Raw genomic sequence first — 18,082 nt, 5'->3', positions numbered from 1 at the left:
GCCCTGTCAACCCCTAATCTGCGCGTGTTGTGCCCCTGACCTGCATCGTTGCTCCGCACGCGATTGGGCGGCCGTGTTAGGATTGACGTAACGAAAGGGGCTCGAATCAGATGATCTTCAAGGTCGGCGACACCGTTGTTTACCCGCATCACGGTGCTGCGTTAGTCGAGGCGATTGAAACCCGCACCATCAAAGGGGAACAAAAGGAATATCTCGTCTTGAAGGTGGCGCAGGGAGACCTGACCGTTCGAGTGCCCGCTGACAACGCCGAATACGTCGGTGTCCGCGACGTCGTGGGCCAGGAAGGCCTCGACAAGGTGTTCCAGGTGTTGCGGGCCCCGCACACCGAAGAGCCGACGAACTGGTCGCGCCGCTACAAGGCCAACCTGGAAAAGCTGGCCTCCGGCGACGTCAACAAGGTGGCCGAGGTAGTGCGCGACCTGTGGCGTCGCGACCAGGAACGCGGTTTGTCCGCCGGTGAGAAGCGCATGCTGGCCAAGGCCCGCCAGATCCTGGTCGGCGAATTGGCCCTGGCCGAGAGCACCGACGACGCCAAAGCGGAAACCATCCTCGACGAGGTTCTCGCCGCCGCTTCCTGAAGGCCCTGACGCTCCGGTGGTCACGGGCACGGTCGTCGCGGTGGTCCCGGCCGCAGGGTCGGGGGAGCGATTGGGCGCCGGCATTCCCAAGGCATTCTGCGAGGTCGACGGGCGCACCCTGCTGGACCGCGCCGTCGCCGGTTTGCTGGATTCTTCCGTCGTCGACCACGTGGTGGTCGCCGTTCCGGCGGCCCGGGTCGACGAGGCCAAGCGGGCCCTGGGCGGGCGGGCGACCGTCGTCGCCGGCGGGGCCGACCGCACCACATCCGTGAGCCTGGCGCTGGCGGCGCTGGCCGGTGACCCCGAGTTCGTGCTCGTCCACGACGCCGCCCGCGCCCTGACGCCCCCCGCGCTGATCGTGCGGGTGGTGGAGGCGCTGCGGGCCGGGCACGGCGCGGTCGTGCCCGCGCTGCCCCTGCATGACACCATCAAGGCCGTGGACGCCAACGGAGTGGTCCTGGGCACGCCCGAGCGGGCCGGCCTGCGCGCCGTGCAGACCCCGCAAGGGTTCGCCCGCGAGCTGCTGCTGCGGGCCTACCAGCGCGCCGGCACCGCCGAATTCACCGACGACGCATCGCTCGTCGAGCACGTCGGGGGCCAGGTTCAGGTGGTCGACGGCGACCCGCTGGCCTTCAAGATCACCACCCGGCTCGATCTCCTGCTGGCCGAAGCGATCGTGCGCGGGTGAGCGAGCTGCCGCGGGTCGGCCTCGGCGTCGACGTGCATCCGATCGAGCCCGGGCGGCCGTGCTGGCTGGTGGGGTTGCTGTTCGACGGGGCCGACGGCTGCGCCGGCCACTCCGACGGCGACGTGGGGGCGCACGCGCTGTGCGACGCGCTGTTGTCGGCCGCAGGGCTGGGCGATCTCGGCGCCGTCTTCGGGGTCGACGACCCGCGCTGGCGGGGCGTCAGCGGCGCCGACATGCTGCGCCACGTCGCCGACCTGGTGGCGCGCGCGGGCTTTCGACTCGGAAACGCCGCGGTGCAGCTGATCGGCAACCAGCCCAGGGTCGGTCCCCGCCGTGACGAGGCGCAGCGGGTGCTCACCGAGTTGCTGGGCGCGCCGGTGTCGGTTTCGGCGACGACGACCGACGGTTTGGGGCTGACCGGCCGCGGCGAGGGACGCGCCGCCATCGCCACCGCATTGGTGGTTCCCGCCGGCTGAGGCGCGCTCGCCCGAGCGTCACGCCAGCGTGGCGTCGGGCGCCGACAGCCGCGCTGGCGTGACACTCGAGGGGCGCCGCCGGGATCGCGGTCGCCGGTCACCACAATTGGCCCGGTAAGCTGGCACGTCGTGACCGATCGCGCCCGTCTGCGGCTACACGACACGGCGGCCGGTGCCGTGCGTGACTTCGTCCCGCTGCGCGAGGGCCACGTCTCCATCTACCTGTGTGGCGCCACCGTGCAGGGCCTGCCGCACATCGGGCATGTCCGCAGCGGCGTGGCCTTCGACATCCTGCGCCGGTGGCTGATGGCGCGCGGTTGCGACGTCGCGTTCATCCGCAACGTCACCGACATCGAGGACAAGATCCTGGCCAAGGCCGCCGCGGCCGGCCGCCCGTGGTGGGAGTGGGCGGCCACCTACGAGCGCGCCTTCAGCGCCGCCTACGACGCTTTGGACGTCATGCCGCCATCGGCCGAACCGCGAGCCACCGGGCACATCACCCAGATGGTCGAATTGATGGACCGCCTGATCGAAACCGGCCACGCCTACGCGGCCGCCGGCGACGTCTACTTCGACGTGCGCAGCTACCCGGACTACGGCCAGCTGTCCGGGCACAAGATCGACGACGTCCATCAGGGCGAGGGCGTGGCCACCGGCAAGCGCGACCAGCGCGACTTCACGCTGTGGAAGGGCGAAAAGCCCGGGGAACCGTCGTGGCCCTCGCCGTGGGGCCGCGGCCGTCCGGGCTGGCACCTGGAGTGCTCGGCGATGGCCCGCACCTACCTGGGACCAGAATTCGACATCCATTGCGGCGGAATGGATTTGGTGTTCCCGCACCACGAGAACGAGATCGCGCAGAGCCGCGCCGCCGGCGACGGGTTCGCCCGCTACTGGCTGCACAACGGCTGGGTCACCATGGGCGGCGAGAAGATGAGCAAGTCGCTGGGCAACGTGCTGGCCATCCCGGCGCTGCTGGAAAGGGTGCGACCGGCGGAACTGCGCTACTACCTGGGCAGCGCGCATTACCGGTCGATGCTGGAATTCTCCGACACCGCCCTGCAGGACGCGGTGAAAGCTTATGTGGGCGTTGAGGAATTTTTGCACCGCGTCCGCGTTCGCGTCGGCGCCGTCGAGCCCGGCGAATGGACCCCGCACTTCGCCGAGGCGCTCGACGACGACTTGGCCGTCCCGGCCGCGCTGGCCGAGGTGCACCACGCCCGCGCGGAGGGCAACCGGGCCCTCGACAGCGGCGATCACGAGGGCGCGCTGCGGCATGCCCGCGCGATCCGCGCCATGATGGGCATCCTGGGCTGCGACCCACTCGACGAGCGCTGGGAGACCCGCGACGAGACGTCGGCCGCGCTGGCCGCAGTCGAGGTGCTGGTGCGGGCCGAGCTGGAAAACCGGGAAAAGGCGCGCGAGCAACGCAATTGGGCACTCGCCGACGAGATCCGGGACCGGTTGAAGATCGCCGGCATCGAGGTCACCGACACCGCCGACGGGCCGCAGTGGTCGCTACAGGCCGGCGAAGAAAAGCGCGCCGACTAGATGGCCGGCAATTCGCGGCGCCGCGGGGCGATCCGCAAAGCGGGCAGCAAGAAGGGGCCCACCGTCGGCTCGGGCGGCCAGCGCCGCCGGGGCCTGGAGGGCCGCGGACCCACCCCGCCGGCGCACCTGCGCCCCAACCACCCCGCCGCCAAGCGCGCCCAGTCCCAGTCGCGCCGGCCCGCCAAGCGGCCGACCGACGAGACGGAAACCGTGCTCGGCCGCAACCCGGTGCTGGAATGCCTGCGTGCCGGTGTCCCGGCGACCGCCCTGTACGTGGCCGTGGGCATCGACGCCGACGAACGGGTCACCGAAAGCGTTGCCCGCGCGGCGGATTCGGGCATCTCGATCCTCGAGGTGCCGCGCGCCGACCTGGACCGGATGACCAGCAACCACCTGCATCAGGGCATCGCCCTGCAGGTGCCTCCGTACAACTACGCCCACCCCGACGATCTGTTGACGGCCGCGCTCAACGCCCCGCCCGCGCTGTTGGTCGCGTTGGACAACATCTCCGATCCCCGCAACCTGGGCGCGATCGTGCGGTCGGTCGCGGCGTTCGGCGGTCACGGCGTGCTGATCCCGCAGCGGCGTTCGGCGTCGGTGACCGCGGTGGCCTGGCGCACCAGCGCCGGCGCCGCGGCCCGCGTCCCGGTGGCCCGGGCCACCAACCTCACCAGGACGCTTAAGGATTGGGCCGACCGCGGCATCCGGGTGATCGGCCTGGACGCCGACGGCGACACCATGGTCGACGACGTGGACGGCGCCGACCCGCTGGTGGTGGTCGTCGGGTCGGAAGGCAAAGGGCTGTCGCGACTGGTGCGGCAGAACTGCGACGAGGTGGTGTCCATCCCGATGGCCGGGCAGGCCGAATCGCTGAACGCCTCGGTGGCCGCCGGGGTGGTGCTCGCCGAAATCGCCCGTCAGCGCAGGCATTAATTGTTAGCACGCCTCGTCGCCGCGCTGCTGGGGCTGGGCCTGCTCTGTGCGTCGACCGCCTCGGCGCAACCCGCAGGCTTCGACCTGCAGGCCCACCGCGGCGGGCGCGGGGAGACCACCGAGGAATCGTTGCGCGCGTTTGCGAAGGCGCTCGAATTGGGCGTCGACACACTCGAACTCGACGTCAACATCACCAGGGATGGGCAACCGCTGGTGTGGCACGACCCGACGATCGACGCCGAGAAATGCGCCGACACCGGACCCGCGTTCACCGGCGACCCGCAGTACCCCTACGTCGGCAAGCTGGTCCACGAGCTGACCGTGGCCCAGATCCGCACGCTCGACTGCGGGCGGAGGCTGGCCGAGTTCCCCGGCGCCGAAGTGGTGCGGGGCAACAAGATAGCCGTCCTGCCGGAGGTGTTCGCGCTCGCCGACTCCTACCACGCCGCCGTGCGCTACGACATCGAGACCAAGGTGGCGGCCGACCGGCCCGGCACGTCGGCCGACCCCCAGCAGTTCGTCGACGTGATCCTGGCGGCGGTCAGATCGGCGGGCAAGCTCGACCGGGTGGAGATCGAAAGCTTCGACTGGCGGACGCTGCCGCTGGTTCACCGTGCCGAGCCGTCGATTCCGTTGGTCGCCTTGTACAACGAGCAGACGTGGTCCCCGGGCTCACCGTGGCTGGCCGGCGTCGACGCCGGCGCCGTCGGCGATCCGATGCTCGGCGCGCTGCTGGTGGGCGCCAACGTCGTCTCGCCCCGTTATGCGCTGGTCGCCGGGGCGGCCTATGTCGACCACGCGCACGCGTTGGGGCTCAAGGTCATTGCATGGACCGTCAACGACGCCGGCGCCATGCGCGAGCAGATCGGTTACGGCGTCGACGGCATCATCACCGACTTCCCGACCCTGCTGCGCGGCGTGCTGGGCGAACTCGGGATGCCGCTGCCGCCGGCCTACCACCGGTAGGTCAGGGCACCGCCTTCACCAGAACGTCGGCGGGCGCGTCAGGTTGCTCGACACCGTGCCGGCGCCCGCGGGCGGCGCGCCAGATCATGTTCGGGCGCAACAGTTTCGTCGCGGGGTCGACGAGCGAGGTCACCCTGATGAACTGATTGAACGCGACGGTGTCGCTTTCGGCCGCCACGAGCACGCGATCGACGTACTTGTTGAACAATCGCGCGACCAGCGGTGCGGTGCCCTCGATTTCGGGCAGGGCAAGGTCGGGGTTGGTCGACAGCTGCCACGCCTGGCGAATCGGCGCCGCCGCGGCGCGGAAGAAGCGCCGCGCCAGGTCGTCGCCGCCGGCGGAGAGGCAGTCGCGCAGCGCCAACGCCTCGAGCGCGGCCACCGTCATGCCCTGGCCATAGATCGGGTTGAAGCTGCAGATCGCGTCGCCGGTGACCAGCAGGCCCTCGGGGAAGCGCCGCATCCTGTCGTAGCGCCGCCACCGGCTGCACGGCACCCGGTGCCGCACCGGCTCCCCGATGGGTTCGGCCGCGCGCACCGCGGCCAGCAGATGGGCCGGCGCGCAGTCCGCCACGAAATCACACAACGTCGCAAGATCGAGCGTCTTCGGCTCCTCGCCGGCCACCCCCATCACCGTGAGCAGCCAGGTGTCGTTCTCGCAGTGCAACAGGCCGCAACCCCTCGGCCGGCCCGGCACGATCCCGACGAGGAACCCGAGCTCCCGCGGCGCGTCCGACGTGATCCGCAGCGCCTGGCTGGCGTACGTCAGCTGGACGACGACGCGATCCTCGCGCGGGCGCTCGTATCCCAGGCTTTCCAGCCACGTGGGGGTGCGGGCGGCGCGCCCGGTGGCGTCGACGACCAGGTCCGCGTGCAGCGTGACGGGTTCGCCGCTGTGTTGACCGACGACCCGCACCCCGGTGACGCGGTGATGGTCCGCCGTTGAGATCAGGCCCAAGATGCTGTGGTCGTCGAGCACCGTGACGTTGGGGATCTCACGCAGCCGGATGCGGACGTGGTCCTCGAGGAAGGGCCGGGTCGCGCTGTAGGCGGTCAACCCGGTGGCGCTGCCGCGCCGCGCCATCAGGTGGCCGCCCACGTTGTAGTACAGCCCGGACAGGTCCTGGCCGTCGAAGTACTGTGCGCCGTCGAGGATCATCTCGTCGAGGACGCCGGGGAACATCCCCTCGATCACCTGGGCGCCCCGGGCCAACAGCGCGTGCAGGTGCCGGCCCTGCGGCACGCCCCGGCGGGCGGTGTCGGCGTCGGGGAGCGGGTCGCGCTCCACGACGGTGACCGTGTCGAAGAAGTCGGCGAGCGACCGCGCGGCCAGCAAACCGGCCATGCTCGCTCCCAACACCACCGCGTGATTACCGATCCTGGCCTTAATGTCGGACATGACCCGCCGCCTTTCTGACCCGCAAGCTGACGAAAGCCATGCTCACAGCGCGCGCTGGGGGCCGATAGCGTAGTCCGCTACGCGACTTGGGTGAGCGGACCGGGCACGGCGCGCCGAAACGCCGACAATCGGCCACGCCGCTGCCGCCGCGCGGTTATAGTCGCCGCGTGATCAGCGGTGATCTGCTGATTGGGCGCGACAACGAGTTAGCAACCATTCGACGCGCCCTGAGCGGGGCTGACCAGCACTCCGGGGTGCTGATCGCGGGCGCCGCCGGGGTGGGCAAAACCCGGCTGGCCCGCGAAGCGCTGCGGCGCGCCGGGGCGTCGGGTGAGCGCATCACATGGATTGTCGGCACCCAGTCGGCCCGCGCGCTGCCGCTCGGAGCCTTCATCGGCCTCCTCGGCGACGCGATGTCCGATCCGCTGACCAACGTGCGACGCGTGATCGAGTCGTTCGTGGCGCGCCAGCATCGGGGCCGCGTGGTGATCGGGGTCGACGACGCGCACCTACTGGATGGGTTGTCGGCGCTGGTGATTCACCAGCTGGCACAGTCCGGCGGGGCCCGGCTGGTGGTCACGGTGCGCACCGGCGGCGAAGAGCCCGACGCGGTGACGGCGTTGTGGAAGGACGGCTTGCTGAGTCGCCTCGACCTGGAGCCGCTCTCCGCCGCGGCGACGCGCGAGGTGATCGAGCGGACGCTGGGCGGTCCGGTCGACGCACGATGCGCGGCCCGGTTCCGGCGGCTCACCGGCGGCAACACCCTGTTCCTTCGGCAGCTGCTGAGCGATCAGATGGCGGCCGGACGGGTGCGGCAGGTGGCCGGGGTGTGGATGTGGGACGGCGACGTCGCGGTTTCGGCCAGCCTGTCCGAAACGGTGGGGCGCCAGCTTGGCCGCCTGACCCCGCCGCTCGCGCTGGTCGTCGACACCCTGTCGCAGTGCGAGCCGCTGCCGGTGGACCTGTTGTGCGACTTGGTTTCTCGCGAGGACTTGGTGGCCGCCGAAGCGATGGGCCTGGTGAACGTCGAACGCACCGCCGGCGGTTTGGTGGCCAGGCTCGCGCACCCGCTGTACGGGGAGCTTCGCCGCGCCGGCGCCGGCGAGATGTATCTGTCGAAGATCCGGGGCAGGCTGGCAACGCGGCTGGCGCAGGACGGCGACGCCGACATGCAGGCCACGGTGCGCCGGGCGCTGCTGAGCCTGGAGTCGGATCTGGACCCGCAACCGGAGCTGTATCTGGAATCGGCCCGGCACGCGATGTCGTTGTTGGACCTGGAGCTGGCCGACCGGCTTGCCAACGCCGCCGCGCAGGCTGGGGCGCCTGGGGCGGCGGGGGTGCGCGCGACGAACCTGGTGCTGCTCGGTCGCGGCGAGCAGGCCGAGGAGGCGTTGCGCGCGATCACCGGCGGCCCCGGCGGCGATGCGCCGGACGCGCACTACTGGGCGACCCTGCGTGCGGCCAACCTGGTGTGGATGCTCGGCAGGCCGGCGGACGCCGCGGTGATCCTCGACGGCCTTGCCGAGGCGGCCGAGACGCCGGCCCAGGTGGCCGCGCGGCTTTCGGTGCAGGCGTGCCTGGACGCGGTGGCCGCGCGCTGTCAACTCGCGGCCGAAAGGGCCAGGGCTGCACTGGATTCGGATGGGCTGCCGGATTTCCACGCGCTGATGGCGTCGTTGGCCTTGATCATGGCGATGGGGGCTTTGGGACGGGTCGACGGCCTGGCCGCCGAGGCCGAGCAGGCGCTGCGCCGGGCGACCACATCCTTCGAGGCCTCGCACATGCGGTTCTGGTTCGGTGCCGTCTACGGGCGGGCTTGCCGGTTGACGGGCCGCATCGACGAATTCGTCAGTCTGGCAGAGACAATGGCCGACGCGGCGCGCGACGTCCCGGGTCTGGCCTACGCGAACCTGGCCCTGCTGCTGGGCAACGCCGACCTGGCCCGCGGGGCAGTCGCCGAAGCGGCCCGGCTGGTCCACGAAGCCCTCGCCGGTGCGCAAATACACGCCACCACCAGCGGTCTGCGACCGGCGAGCTATTTCGCCCTGGCCGAGGCGCACGGCAAGCTCGGGCACCCGGCCGAAGCGAACGACGCGGTCGCCGGGGCGCGGTCCTGCGTGCCGGCCGACTACTTGTTCATGCACACGGGCCTTTCGCTGGCCAACGGGTGGGCGCTCGCGGCAAGCGGTCGCCTCGGCGAGGCGGTGGTGACCGCGCAGAGCGCCGCGCGGCTCGCGCGCGAGCGCGGGCAGCCGACCCACGAACTGGCCTGCATTCAGGCCTCGGCGCAATGGGGGGACGCCTCGGGGGCGTCGCGGGCCCGGGAGCTGGCCGGGGCGTTGTCGCTGCCGCTGGCCGACGCCATCGCGTCGCACGCGGAGGCCCTGCTGGCCGGCAATGGCGAAGGCCTGCTGGCGGTTTCGGCCGCCTATCGGGCGATCGGTGACCGGGCCGCGGCCGCCGACGCGGCCGCGCAGGCATCCGCGGCGTTCATCGACGGCCAACAGCACAAGCGCGGCCTTTACGCCGCGGCGCTGGCCGGCGAATTGGCCGAGGAATGTGGCGGCCTGTGCACCCCGGCGTTGCGGACGCCCGCGGGCCTCAAGCTGTCGGGTCGCCAGCGCGACGTCATCGAACTCGCCGTGGCCGGTCTGTCCAACCGCCAGATCGCCGAGAAGTTGGTGATGTCGGTGCGCACGGTGGAGGGCCACATCTACCGGGCCTGCCAGCGGGTGGGCGCTCAGTCACGCGAGGAACTGGCGACCATCATCCGGTCGGGGCCGGGCGCCGGGTCCGGTTGACCCCGTTTCGAGTAGGCGGCTACTCATGCGCCGAACGTAATCCGGCCCTAGCGTTGCGATCCCGACGAGAAAAGGAGATCGCGATGAAATACGTGGTGGCTTGGACATATCGCCTGAACGGAACGGCGGCCGAGAACGACGAAAGCTTGCGCCGCGGCCTGGCCGCGTACTCGAAGTGGTCGCAACCACAGACCACGACGTATCACCAGTTCGTCGGCCGCATCGACGGCGGCGGTGGGTTCGCGGTGCTGGAATCCGACAATCCGGCCGATTTGGTCGAGACCACAAGCCAATTCGCCACCGTCCTGGATTACCGGATCTATCCCGTCGTCGACATCGCCGAAGCGGCGCGGGCGCTGCAGCAGGGGGTGGAATTCCGGGAGGCGATCGGCTAGGCGCCGAGCAGCCGCACCGAAGCCCACAGGGCGAGCACCGCGATCACTAGGGAGACGGGCACGGTGCACAATCCGAGGCGGCTGTATTCGCCGACGCCGGCGTCGACGTCGTGCTGGCGAAGCACGCGCCGCCACAACAGGTTCGACAGCGATCCGACGTAGGTCAGGTTGGGGCCGATGTTGACGCCGAGCAGGACGGCCAGGATGGCGACCGGTCCGCTCGGCGCGACCAATGGCAGCAACACCAGGGTGGCGGGCAGGTTGTTCACGACGTTCGCCAGCACGGCGGCCACCGCGGCGATGGCCAGCAGGGCGGGCAGCGTCGAGCCGAAGGGCAGCACCGCCGACATCGCCCTGTCCATGCCGTTGACCATGACCGCCCGCACCACCACACCGAGGGCGAGCACGAACACCAGGAACGACACGTGCACCGAACGGGCGATGTCGACCACCGAGGTGTGTCCCCTGCCCAGGCTTCGCGCGGCCAGCACGACCGCCCCGGCGAGCGCCACCCAGGCCGGCGCCACCCCGATGGACTGTGCCACCGCGAACCCTGCGAGCGTCAGCCCGACCACCACCAACACGAACACCGGCGGTCGCGGCGCCGGTCCCGGCTGCTCCGGCCGCGGCTGCACCCGCAGGTCGCGCGCGAAGAACCAGCGAAACACCGCGTACAGCGTGACCACCACGCCCACCCACGGCAACGCCATCAGCAGGGTGAACCGCGTGAACGAAAGGTGGGCGGCGTGGAACGCCAGCAGGTTGGTCAGATTCGACACCGGCAGCAGCAGGGAGGCGCCGTTGGCCAGGTGTGCGGTGGCATAGGCGTACGGCCGCACCGGGGTTCGCAGCCGGCGGACGGCCGCCAGCACCACCGGGGTCAGCAACACCACGGCGGTGTCCAGGCTAAGCACGGCGGTGATCAGGGAGGCTATGACGAACACCCGGCGCAACAGGCCGCCCGATCCGACGCGCCCGCGGGTGATCGCCGCACCCGCCGCCTCGAACAGGCCCTCGTCGTCGCACAGCTTGGCCAGCACCAGCACGGCACCGAGGAACCCGACCACCCCCGCCAGCCCGGCCACCTCCTCGACCGCCTGATGCACCGATATCGCGCCGACCGCGATCAGGATCAGGGCCGCCGGAACCGCCGCCACCGCCTCGGGCCAGCCCCGCGGGCGCACCACGGCGAAGGCCAGCACGGCAGCGAGCAGCACCAGCGCAAGGGTCAGGGTCAATGTAACCGCTTCAGGCCCAAGGATTCTCGCGTCGCCACACCGTAGGCAGGTGCAGCGAGACGCCGTCGGACGTGGCCAACTCGTCGAGGACTTCGATCGAGGTGTCCAGGTCGTCACCCGCGTACGGCAAGGCCCGCAGCGGTTTTGACAGCGGCCGGAAGAAGTCGTCCCAGTGGATGAGGATCACCCGGCGCGCGCCCACCGCGCGCACGGTCTCGTTCCAGTAGTCGGTCAGGTAGGACCGCGGTTGCAGCCCGAGCTGCCCCACGGACAGGTAGACGGCGTCGGCGCGCCGGCCGGCGAGCGCGCCCTCGACGAACCCGGCGCTGCCCTGGATCAACAGCCGGCGGCCCGAGGGCCGGTGGTGCACCAGCGTCGACCATGACTCGCCGCAACGGTAGGCCGACGCCTTGACCGGCGGCGTCAGCGGCTCGTCGATCGTGCCGGGGAACCGGTCAGGGGGGCAGTGATGGGACTCCACGAGCGTCACGTCGTAGGCCCCCAACGCGATCGGCTCTCCGCTGGCGGCGATCACGATGCGGTCCTCGGGCAGCCCGTATCCGCGCCCGACGTTGGCCGCCGACCGGCCGCCCACCAGCCGCGCGCCGGTGCGGTCGGCCACCAGCGCGGAGTCCAGCGCGTGATCGATATGGGTGTGCACCGGGATCACGGCCTGCAGCCGGGACACCTTGGCCCGGGCCAGGCAACCGTCCACGCGGGCCGGTGACGGCGCCACCTTGCCGGCGGCCACCCGCGCCAGGCCCGGCCGGGAGAAGTAGCCGTCGGTGAGCAGCGCCGACGAACCGTCGTCGACGAGCAGCGTCGCCACGCCCATCCACGTCACAGACAGGGATCCGGGTTCGGCGGCGGGCGCGTCGAACCGGTCCGCGTACCGGGCGATGTCGGGTCGACCGGGCTTGAGCCGCATCAGCGAAACGCCCCGATCTCGACGCCGGCCGCCGTGAGCCGGTCCCGCACGGCGGTCGCGATCTGGACCGCATCGGGCGAATCGCCATGCACGCAAACCGATTCCGCCGTGACCGTGACCGATGTGCCGTCGACGGCGGTGACCCGGCCGCTGGTCACCATGCCCAGCACGCGGTCGGCGATCGCGGCCGCGTCGTGCAGCACGGCGCCGGGCTCCCGGCGGGACACCAGCCGGCCGTCCGGCCGGTAGGCGCGATCGGCGAAGGCTTCGGCCACCGTGCGCAGGCCACGGGTCGAGGCCTCGTCGAAGAACACCGAACCCGCCATGCCCAGCACCGGCAACCCCGGGTCCACCATCCGCACCGCCTCCGCGACCGCGGCCGCCTGATCGCGGTTGGTGACGATCGAGTTATACAGCGCCCCATGGGGTTTGACGTAGGAAACGGCGGAGCCGGATGCGCGCGCGATCGCCTGCAGCGCGCCGATCTGATAGACGACGTCGGCGGCGAGGTCGTCGGCGGAGACGTCGATGAAGCGCCTGCCGAACCCGGCCAGGTCTCGATAGCTCACCTGCGCGCCGATGCGGACGCCACGCTCGGCGGCCGACAGGCAGACGCGCAAGAGGCCGGCCGGGTCCCCGGCATGGAATCCGCATGCGACGTTGGCGCTGGTGACGATCCGCAGCATGGCGCCGTCATCGCCCAGGCGCCAGACGCCGAAGCCCTCGCCCAGGTCGGCGTTGAGGTCGATGCGGGCCACCCGCCCAGCTTATGGGGCGGCCGTCGCTACCGGGTGACGACCGCCGCCGCGACTTGTTGGGCGATGTCCACCGCGGACCCACCCGGCAGGAACGAGCCGCAGGTGGCCACGTCGATGACGACGTTGTTGCGCGCGGTGAGCGCGCGCTGGCACCGCCAGCCGTCTTCGCTGCCTTGCTGCTCTTCGGACGTGCTGAGCGTGCCGCCGACCGCGTGGGAATCGGCCACCGCCCACGCGACCTCGGGCTGCCCCGGCGGATGGTCGACGAACCGGCGGTTGGCGCAGGCGGACCACCTGCGCGCCGATGCCTCGTAGAACGCGTTGGCTTGCCGGGCGGTGGGGTAGGCGATCACCGCCTGGTCGACGGAATAGTTGCGCACCATGGGGTTGTCGTAGCTGTCGTCCAGTCGCTCGCCGCGCACCGCGGTCCAGCCGGTGTCCGCGTACACGGCCTGCTGGGCGGGCCCGGCCATGGCCAGGCAGCTCTTGTCGCTGAACGTGGCGCTGGAGTCCCACATGTCCTGCGTGCGGTACCGGATCCGCAGTGCCCCACCCAGGATGTCGTAGATTTTCCTGTCGTCGAGCAGCAGCCCGTCCAGGGCGGTGACGGCCACTGGGGCCTGAGAGAGCGGACCGTGGTTGTCCGCGGGCGCGGCGCTGCCGCCGACGGTGGTGGTGCAGCCCGCCGTCAGGGCACACACCGCCGCGTGCAGAACGCTCGCGAATTGCCTACGCACCAGAGCCTTTCGGACGCGGGCTTGTCGGTGTCGACAAGCTTAGGCGGCGAACTCCTGCCGGCGCCCCAGCAACCAGCAGGCCAGGTAGATCAGGAACGAAATACCCGCCACGAAGACCGACACCGGGACGCCCGGCGCCAGCGACAGCACGATGCCCCCGACCGCGGAAACCTCGGCGAAGATCACCGAGGCCACCAGCGCGGCCGCCGGGGAGGCGACCACCCGGGCGGCCGCGGCCGCCGGCGTGATCAGCAGCGACATCACCAACAGCGCCCCGACCACCTGGACGGCCTGAGCGGCCACCACGCCTACCAGCGCGGCGAACACGATGCCGAGCGCGCGAACGGGCACGCCGCGGGCCGCGGCGACGTCGGGATCGACGGTCGCGAACAGCAGCGGGCGATAGCACGTCGCGATGACGACGATCACGAGCAGGCACACCAGCGCCAGCATGGCCAGCCCCGTGTAGCCGACGCCGACGATCTGTCCGGTGAGCAACGCGAAGCTGGTCGCGGTCCGGCCCGGGTAGAGGTAGAGGAACAGCACCGCCAGGCCCAGCCCGAAGGCCAGCACCACCCCGATGACCGAATCACGCTCGCGGGCCCGCCGGCCCAGGACGCCGAACAGCGCCGCGGCCAGGGCGCTGCCGACCAGGGCGCCCACCCCCACTTCGATGCCCACCAGCAACGCGAAAGCCGCTCCGGTCAAGGACAATTCGCTGGAACCGTGCACGGCGAACGACATCTGGCGCATGACGATGAACGGCCCGATCAGCCCGGCCACCAGCCCCAGCAGCGCGGCCGCGATCAGCGCCTGCTGGACGAAGTCGTGGCCGAGCAGATGGGCGGTGATGTCGAAGTCGAGCAGGTGGGCCAGGACGTCGGTGAGCCGGTGATTCACGGGTGGGCCCCGTCGGTCGTATCGCCCACCACCACGTAGCGGTCCTTGACCTTGACCACCTGGATGTCGGCCCGATACAGCATCGACAGCGTCTGGGTGGTCATCACTTCCTCCACCGTGCCGATCCGGAACCGCCCGTCGACCAGGTAGATCAGCCGGTCGACGTACGGCAGGATCGCGTTGACGTCGTGGGTGACGACGATGACGGTGGTCGCGGCGTCCCGGCGGCGCTGGTCGATCAGGGCGGACACCAGCTTCGCGTTCGCCGGGTCAAGCGCCAGTAGCGGCTCGTCGCACAGCAGCAGCATCGGGTCGCTGACCAGCGCCTGCGCGACGCGCATTCGCTGCAGCTCGCCACCCGACATCACGCCCACCCGGACATCCGCCAGGTGTTCGGCGTTGACCTGCCGCAGCGCCTCGGCCACGGCCGCCCGCCGGCGGGCCCGGTCGGCGGATCGCAGGGGCACGGCGCCCCAGCGATGTCCGTCGACACCCAGCCGCACCAGGTCGCGACCCCGGAGCATCACCTCGTGGTCCATCGGTCGGTGCTGCGGCACATAGCCGACGCGCCCGCTGCCCGAAGTCATCGGCTTCCCGTCCACCAGCGCGGTTCCCGCGGACAGCGGCAGTTGACCGAGCAGCACCTTGAGCAACGACGTTTTGCCGCTGCCGTTCGGGCCGAGGACGGCGATGAACTCTCCGCGCGACACCGTCAGGTCGAGATGGTCCCACAGCACCCGGTCACCGAAAGCCAGCCGGGCGCCGCGCAGCGAGACGGTGTCCGGGTGGCGGTCGACGGCGTGGACCGCGTCGAGCGTCACGGCTGCACTGACCGGCGTGATTGCAGCGCGGCCAGCAACTGGTTGACCGTATTGCGTTGCCACGTCAGGTAATCCGTGCCCTCGGGGAGGGTCTCGCTGACCTCGGTCACCGGCACGCCCGCGCGCCGCGCGGCGTCGCGCACGCCGTTGATCGCGGCGGTGGACGTCTGCGGGTTGACCAGAAGCGCCGCCACCTGACGGTGGTTGATCAGGTCGAGGACGAACGCCATGTCGGACGGCGAGGGATCCGTCTCGTTCTCGTTGGCCGCGGTGAAGGCGGGCGGCGTGCGGTTGATCAAGCCGGACGCCGAAAGTAGGTAGTACCCGACGGGTTCGGTCCCGATGACCGCGGTGCCCGGGTAGGCGCTGGCGATGGCGTGTTCGGAGATGGCGATCGCGTCCGCGCCGCGGCAGAACTCGGCCGCGTTGGCACGGTAGTCGGCGGCGTGCGCCGGGTCGATGGCGGCCACGCGGTCCGCGATGGCGAACGCGACCGATTTGGCGACGTCGAGGTCGTAGAAGACGTGCTCGTTGGCCGGTTGCCCCCCGGTGGCGGTTGCCTTCAGGAACGAGTAGGCGCCGATGGACTTCACGCCGGGGTGACTGGCCAGCACCTGCTCCACCCAGGGGTCGTAGCCGCCGCCGTTGTAGACGACCAGGGTGGCGTCGGTGATGGCGGCCGCGTCCGAAGGGCTGGCTTGGTAGGAGTGCGGGTCGGTGTCGCCCCCGGTCAGGATCGACCTGACCGCGATGTGACGGCCGGTGACGGCGCTGGCCACGCTGCCCCATGCGCCGGTGGAGGCGACGACGGTGGCCGCCCGCGGGTGCGTGACGCCCCCACAGCCGACGGCGGCCAGCAGGGCCAGCGCGGCGGGCAGCCAACGCAGCCCGGCCATCGCGATCCGCCCCCGCCTCAGCGCCATGCGCACGTTCGATGTCCTCTCGCCGGCCGGTCGGCCGACCCACAATACTAATGAAAATCGTTTCCATTACAAAGTGACTGGTGTACGCCGCGCACGCGCGCATGCGGATTCGCTGTAGCGTCACCGACTGTGAGTCCCGCATCGCGCCGGCGTGCGACGCTGGCGTCGTTGGCGGACGAACTGAAGGTTTCACGCACCACGATCTCGAATGCCTTCAACCGGCCCGATCAGCTCTCCGCAGATCTCCGTGAACGGGTGCTCGCGACGGCCAAGCGGTTGGGTTACCCGGGTCCCGACCCGGTGGCCCGGTCGTTGCGCACCCGCAAGGCCGGCGCGGTCGGGCTGGTGATGGCCGAGCCGCTGACCTACTTCTTCAGCGACCCGGCGGCGCGGGATTTCGTCGCCGGGGTCGCGCAGTCCTGCGAGGAGCTGGGGCAGGGCCTGCTGTTGGTGGCCGTCGGCCCCGGCCGCAGCATCGAAGACGGGACGGGCGCGGTGCTCGGCGCCGGGGTGGACGGCTTCGTGGTGTATTCGGTCTGCGAAGAGGACCCGTACCTCCAGGTCGTCTTGCAGCGCCGGTTACCGGTGGTGGTCGTCGACCAACCGAAGGGGCTCGCCGGTGTGTCCCGGGTCGCCATCGACGACCGGGCGGCGATGCGTGGGCTGGCGGAGTACGTGCTGGGGCTGGGGCATCGCGAGATCGGGCTGCTGACCATGCGGCTGGGCCGCGACCGCCGGCAGGGACTGGTGGACGCCGACCGGTTGCGATCGCCGGCCTTCGACGTGCAGCGCGAACGCATCGTCGGCGTGTGGGAGGCGATGACGGCCGCCGGCATCGACCCCGACGCGCTGACCGTGGTGGAGAGCTACGAGCACGAGCCGGACTCCGGCGGCACCGCCGCCAAGGCCGCGCTGGAGGCCAATCCGCGGATCACCGCGCTGATGTGCACGGCGGACATCCTGGCTCTGTCGGCCATGGATTACCTACGCGCACATGGCATTTACGTGCCGGGGCAGATGACCGTGACCGGTTTCGACGGCGTGCCGGACGCGATCGGCCGCGGGTTGACCACGGTGGCGCAGCCGAGCCTGCAGAAGGGCCGCCGGGCGGGCGAGTTGTTGTTGCGTCCGCCGCGGTCGGGCCTGCCGGTCGTCGAGGTGTTGGGCACCGAGCTCATCCGGGGCCGCACGGCGGGGCCGCCCGCGTAACAATCGCCGGCTAGCTGCTTTCGGTGTCCCCGATCAACAGCCGCACCGCCAGATCCAGTCGCTTGCTGACGTCGGTCGCCGAGGCGCGCCGGGTGAGCCAGGCGAGCAGGTTGGACAGCCAGACGTCGGAGATGACCCGGGCGATGTGGTACTGGTCCTCGGTCGGTTCGCCGTCGGCCATCGCGCGGGCGAACATCGAATCGATGAGCTTCTCGACCTGGTCGACCTCGCTGGCCGCCGAGGCGTCGGCGAAGACGTAGGCGCGCGTCATGGCCTCGGTGAGCAGGGGATTGCGCTGCATCGCCCGGTTCAGCTTGCCGACCATGAAGTTCAGCCGCTGGAACGGCGTGCCCCCGGTCATCGAGGAGCGGTCGGTCTTGGCGTCGATGCGGCTGAATTCCCGGCCCAGCGCCGACACCAGCAGGTGCACCTTGGACGGGAAGTACCGGTACAGCGTGCCCACCGCCACGTCGGCGCGATCGGCGACGGCGCGCATCTGCACCGCCTCGTAGCCGCCCTTCGACGCGATGGCCATGGTGGCGTCCAGGATCCGCTTGCGGCGTTCCCGCTGGGCCTCCGAGCCCAGTTCGGACTCTGCCAATACCGCCACGTTCATCACCTCGCGCGGCTGCGAGTCGGAAGCGCGGCTCGAGTTGGCACTGGCTGGCATGTGACGGGTTGCTCCTGTTCCTGGCGGCTCGCTTGCAAACGATACGCATGCTGAGTGTGAATTTCCCACCTCCGTACCGCCGGGACAGCGGCG

The 18,082-nt window shown here is 70.9% G+C and carries 18 protein-coding genes; 9 read left to right on the top strand and 9 right to left on the bottom strand.

What is annotated here, in order from left to right:
• Positions 1-110: 110 nt before the first annotated feature.
• The 6 genes from carD (at position 111) to WU80_RS05295 (ending at position 5,210) form a co-directional block, all read left to right on the top strand.
• On the top strand, positions 111-599 hold the full coding sequence (carD, locus tag WU80_RS05320) for an RNA polymerase-binding transcription factor CarD (protein WP_007166539.1): 489 nt from the start codon (positions 111-113) through the stop codon (positions 597-599).
• Positions 600-615: 16 nt separating this feature from the next.
• Positions 616-1,287, top strand: a complete 672-nt coding sequence (gene ispD / locus WU80_RS05315; protein ID WP_055399782.1) for a 2-C-methyl-D-erythritol 4-phosphate cytidylyltransferase — start codon at positions 616-618, stop codon at positions 1,285-1,287.
• A complete protein-coding gene (gene ispF, locus WU80_RS05310) occupies positions 1,284-1,763 on the top strand; it encodes a 2-C-methyl-D-erythritol 2,4-cyclodiphosphate synthase (protein WP_055399780.1) in 480 nt (159 codons plus the stop codon). Before ispD ends, ispF begins: the two co-directional genes overlap by 4 nt.
• 129 nt (positions 1,764-1,892) lie before the next feature.
• Entirely contained in the window at positions 1,893-3,311 is a 1,419-nt protein-coding gene (cysS, locus tag WU80_RS05305) for a cysteine--tRNA ligase (RefSeq protein WP_055399775.1), read from the top strand.
• Positions 3,312-4,244, top strand: a complete 933-nt coding sequence (rlmB, locus tag WU80_RS05300; RefSeq protein ID WP_055399773.1) for a 23S rRNA (guanosine(2251)-2'-O)-methyltransferase RlmB — start codon at positions 3,312-3,314, stop codon at positions 4,242-4,244.
• On the top strand, positions 4,245-5,210 hold the full coding sequence (locus tag WU80_RS05295; RefSeq protein ID WP_055399771.1) for a glycerophosphodiester phosphodiesterase: 966 nt from the start codon (positions 4,245-4,247) through the stop codon (positions 5,208-5,210).
• A gap of 1 nt (position 5,211) precedes the next feature.
• Here WU80_RS05295 and WU80_RS05290 read toward each other — a convergent pair whose 3' ends face one another.
• Complete coding sequence (locus tag WU80_RS05290) at positions 5,212-6,609, bottom strand: NAD(P)/FAD-dependent oxidoreductase (RefSeq protein WP_055399770.1); 1,398 nt, start codon at positions 6,607-6,609, stop codon at positions 5,212-5,214.
• 167 nt (positions 6,610-6,776) lie between these two features.
• On the opposite strand from WU80_RS05290, the gene WU80_RS05285 reads away from it, so the two are divergent.
• Positions 6,777-9,410: a LuxR family transcriptional regulator gene (locus WU80_RS05285; protein ID WP_055399768.1), complete on the top strand. Its 2,634-nt coding sequence runs from the start codon at positions 6,777-6,779 to the stop codon at positions 9,408-9,410.
• An 83-nt stretch (positions 9,411-9,493) separates the two neighbouring features.
• Positions 9,494-9,805, top strand: coding sequence for a DUF3303 domain-containing protein (locus WU80_RS05280; protein ID WP_055399766.1), 312 nt, complete (start codon positions 9,494-9,496; stop codon positions 9,803-9,805).
• On the opposite strand, the gene WU80_RS05275 is transcribed toward WU80_RS05280, so the two are convergent.
• The 7 genes from WU80_RS05275 to WU80_RS05245 are packed head-to-tail and all read right to left on the bottom strand — an operon-like array spanning position 9,802 to position 16,083.
• Entirely contained in the window at positions 9,802-11,043 is a 1,242-nt protein-coding gene (locus tag WU80_RS05275; protein ID WP_055399764.1) for an SLC13 family permease, read from the bottom strand. The genes WU80_RS05280 and WU80_RS05275 overlap by 4 nt on opposite strands.
• A 10-nt stretch (positions 11,044-11,053) precedes the next feature.
• Entirely contained in the window at positions 11,054-11,971 is a 918-nt protein-coding gene (locus WU80_RS05270) for an MBL fold metallo-hydrolase (protein ID WP_055399762.1), read from the bottom strand.
• Complete coding sequence (locus tag WU80_RS05265; RefSeq protein ID WP_055399760.1) at positions 11,971-12,729, bottom strand: LamB/YcsF family protein; 759 nt, start codon at positions 12,727-12,729, stop codon at positions 11,971-11,973. Before WU80_RS05265 ends, WU80_RS05270 begins: the two co-directional genes overlap by 1 nt.
• 26 nt (positions 12,730-12,755) lie before the next feature.
• A complete protein-coding gene (locus tag WU80_RS05260; protein ID WP_055399758.1) occupies positions 12,756-13,469 on the bottom strand; it encodes a sensor domain-containing protein in 714 nt (237 codons plus the stop codon).
• 36 nt (positions 13,470-13,505) lie between these two features.
• Positions 13,506-14,366: a metal ABC transporter permease gene (locus WU80_RS05255; RefSeq protein ID WP_055399756.1), complete on the bottom strand. Its 861-nt coding sequence runs from the start codon at positions 14,364-14,366 to the stop codon at positions 13,506-13,508.
• Positions 14,363-15,187 carry a metal ABC transporter ATP-binding protein gene (locus tag WU80_RS05250; RefSeq protein WP_055399753.1) on the bottom strand — a complete coding sequence of 275 codons (825 nt, stop codon included), beginning with the start codon at positions 15,185-15,187 and terminating at the stop codon, positions 14,363-14,365. The genes WU80_RS05255 and WU80_RS05250 overlap by 4 nt, the downstream gene beginning before the upstream one ends.
• Entirely contained in the window at positions 15,184-16,083 is a 900-nt protein-coding gene (locus tag WU80_RS05245; protein ID WP_055399834.1) for a metal ABC transporter solute-binding protein, Zn/Mn family, read from the bottom strand. Before WU80_RS05245 ends, WU80_RS05250 begins: the two co-directional genes overlap by 4 nt.
• 156 nt (positions 16,084-16,239) lie before the next feature.
• Here WU80_RS05245 and WU80_RS05240 point away from each other — a divergent pair, with 156 nt between their 5' ends.
• The gene (locus tag WU80_RS05240; protein WP_055399751.1) at positions 16,240-17,319 is read left to right on the top strand and encodes a LacI family DNA-binding transcriptional regulator; all 1,080 of its coding nucleotides are present in this window, start codon (positions 16,240-16,242) and stop codon (positions 17,317-17,319) included.
• A 10-nt stretch (positions 17,320-17,329) separates the two neighbouring features.
• Here the strand turns inward: WU80_RS05240 and kstR are convergent, their stop codons facing one another.
• Positions 17,330-17,929 (bottom strand): cholesterol catabolism transcriptional regulator KstR, encoded by a 600-nt coding sequence (gene kstR / locus WU80_RS05235; protein WP_197281082.1) that lies wholly within the window; start codon positions 17,927-17,929, stop codon positions 17,330-17,332.
• Positions 17,930-18,082 lie beyond the last annotated feature (153 nt).

It is taken from the genome of Mycobacterium sp. UM_11 (assembly GCF_001414075.1).
In the GTDB taxonomy this organism is placed as follows: domain Bacteria; phylum Actinomycetota; class Actinomycetes; order Mycobacteriales; family Mycobacteriaceae; genus Mycobacterium.
This window is presented reverse-complemented; position numbering and strand designations above follow the sequence as displayed.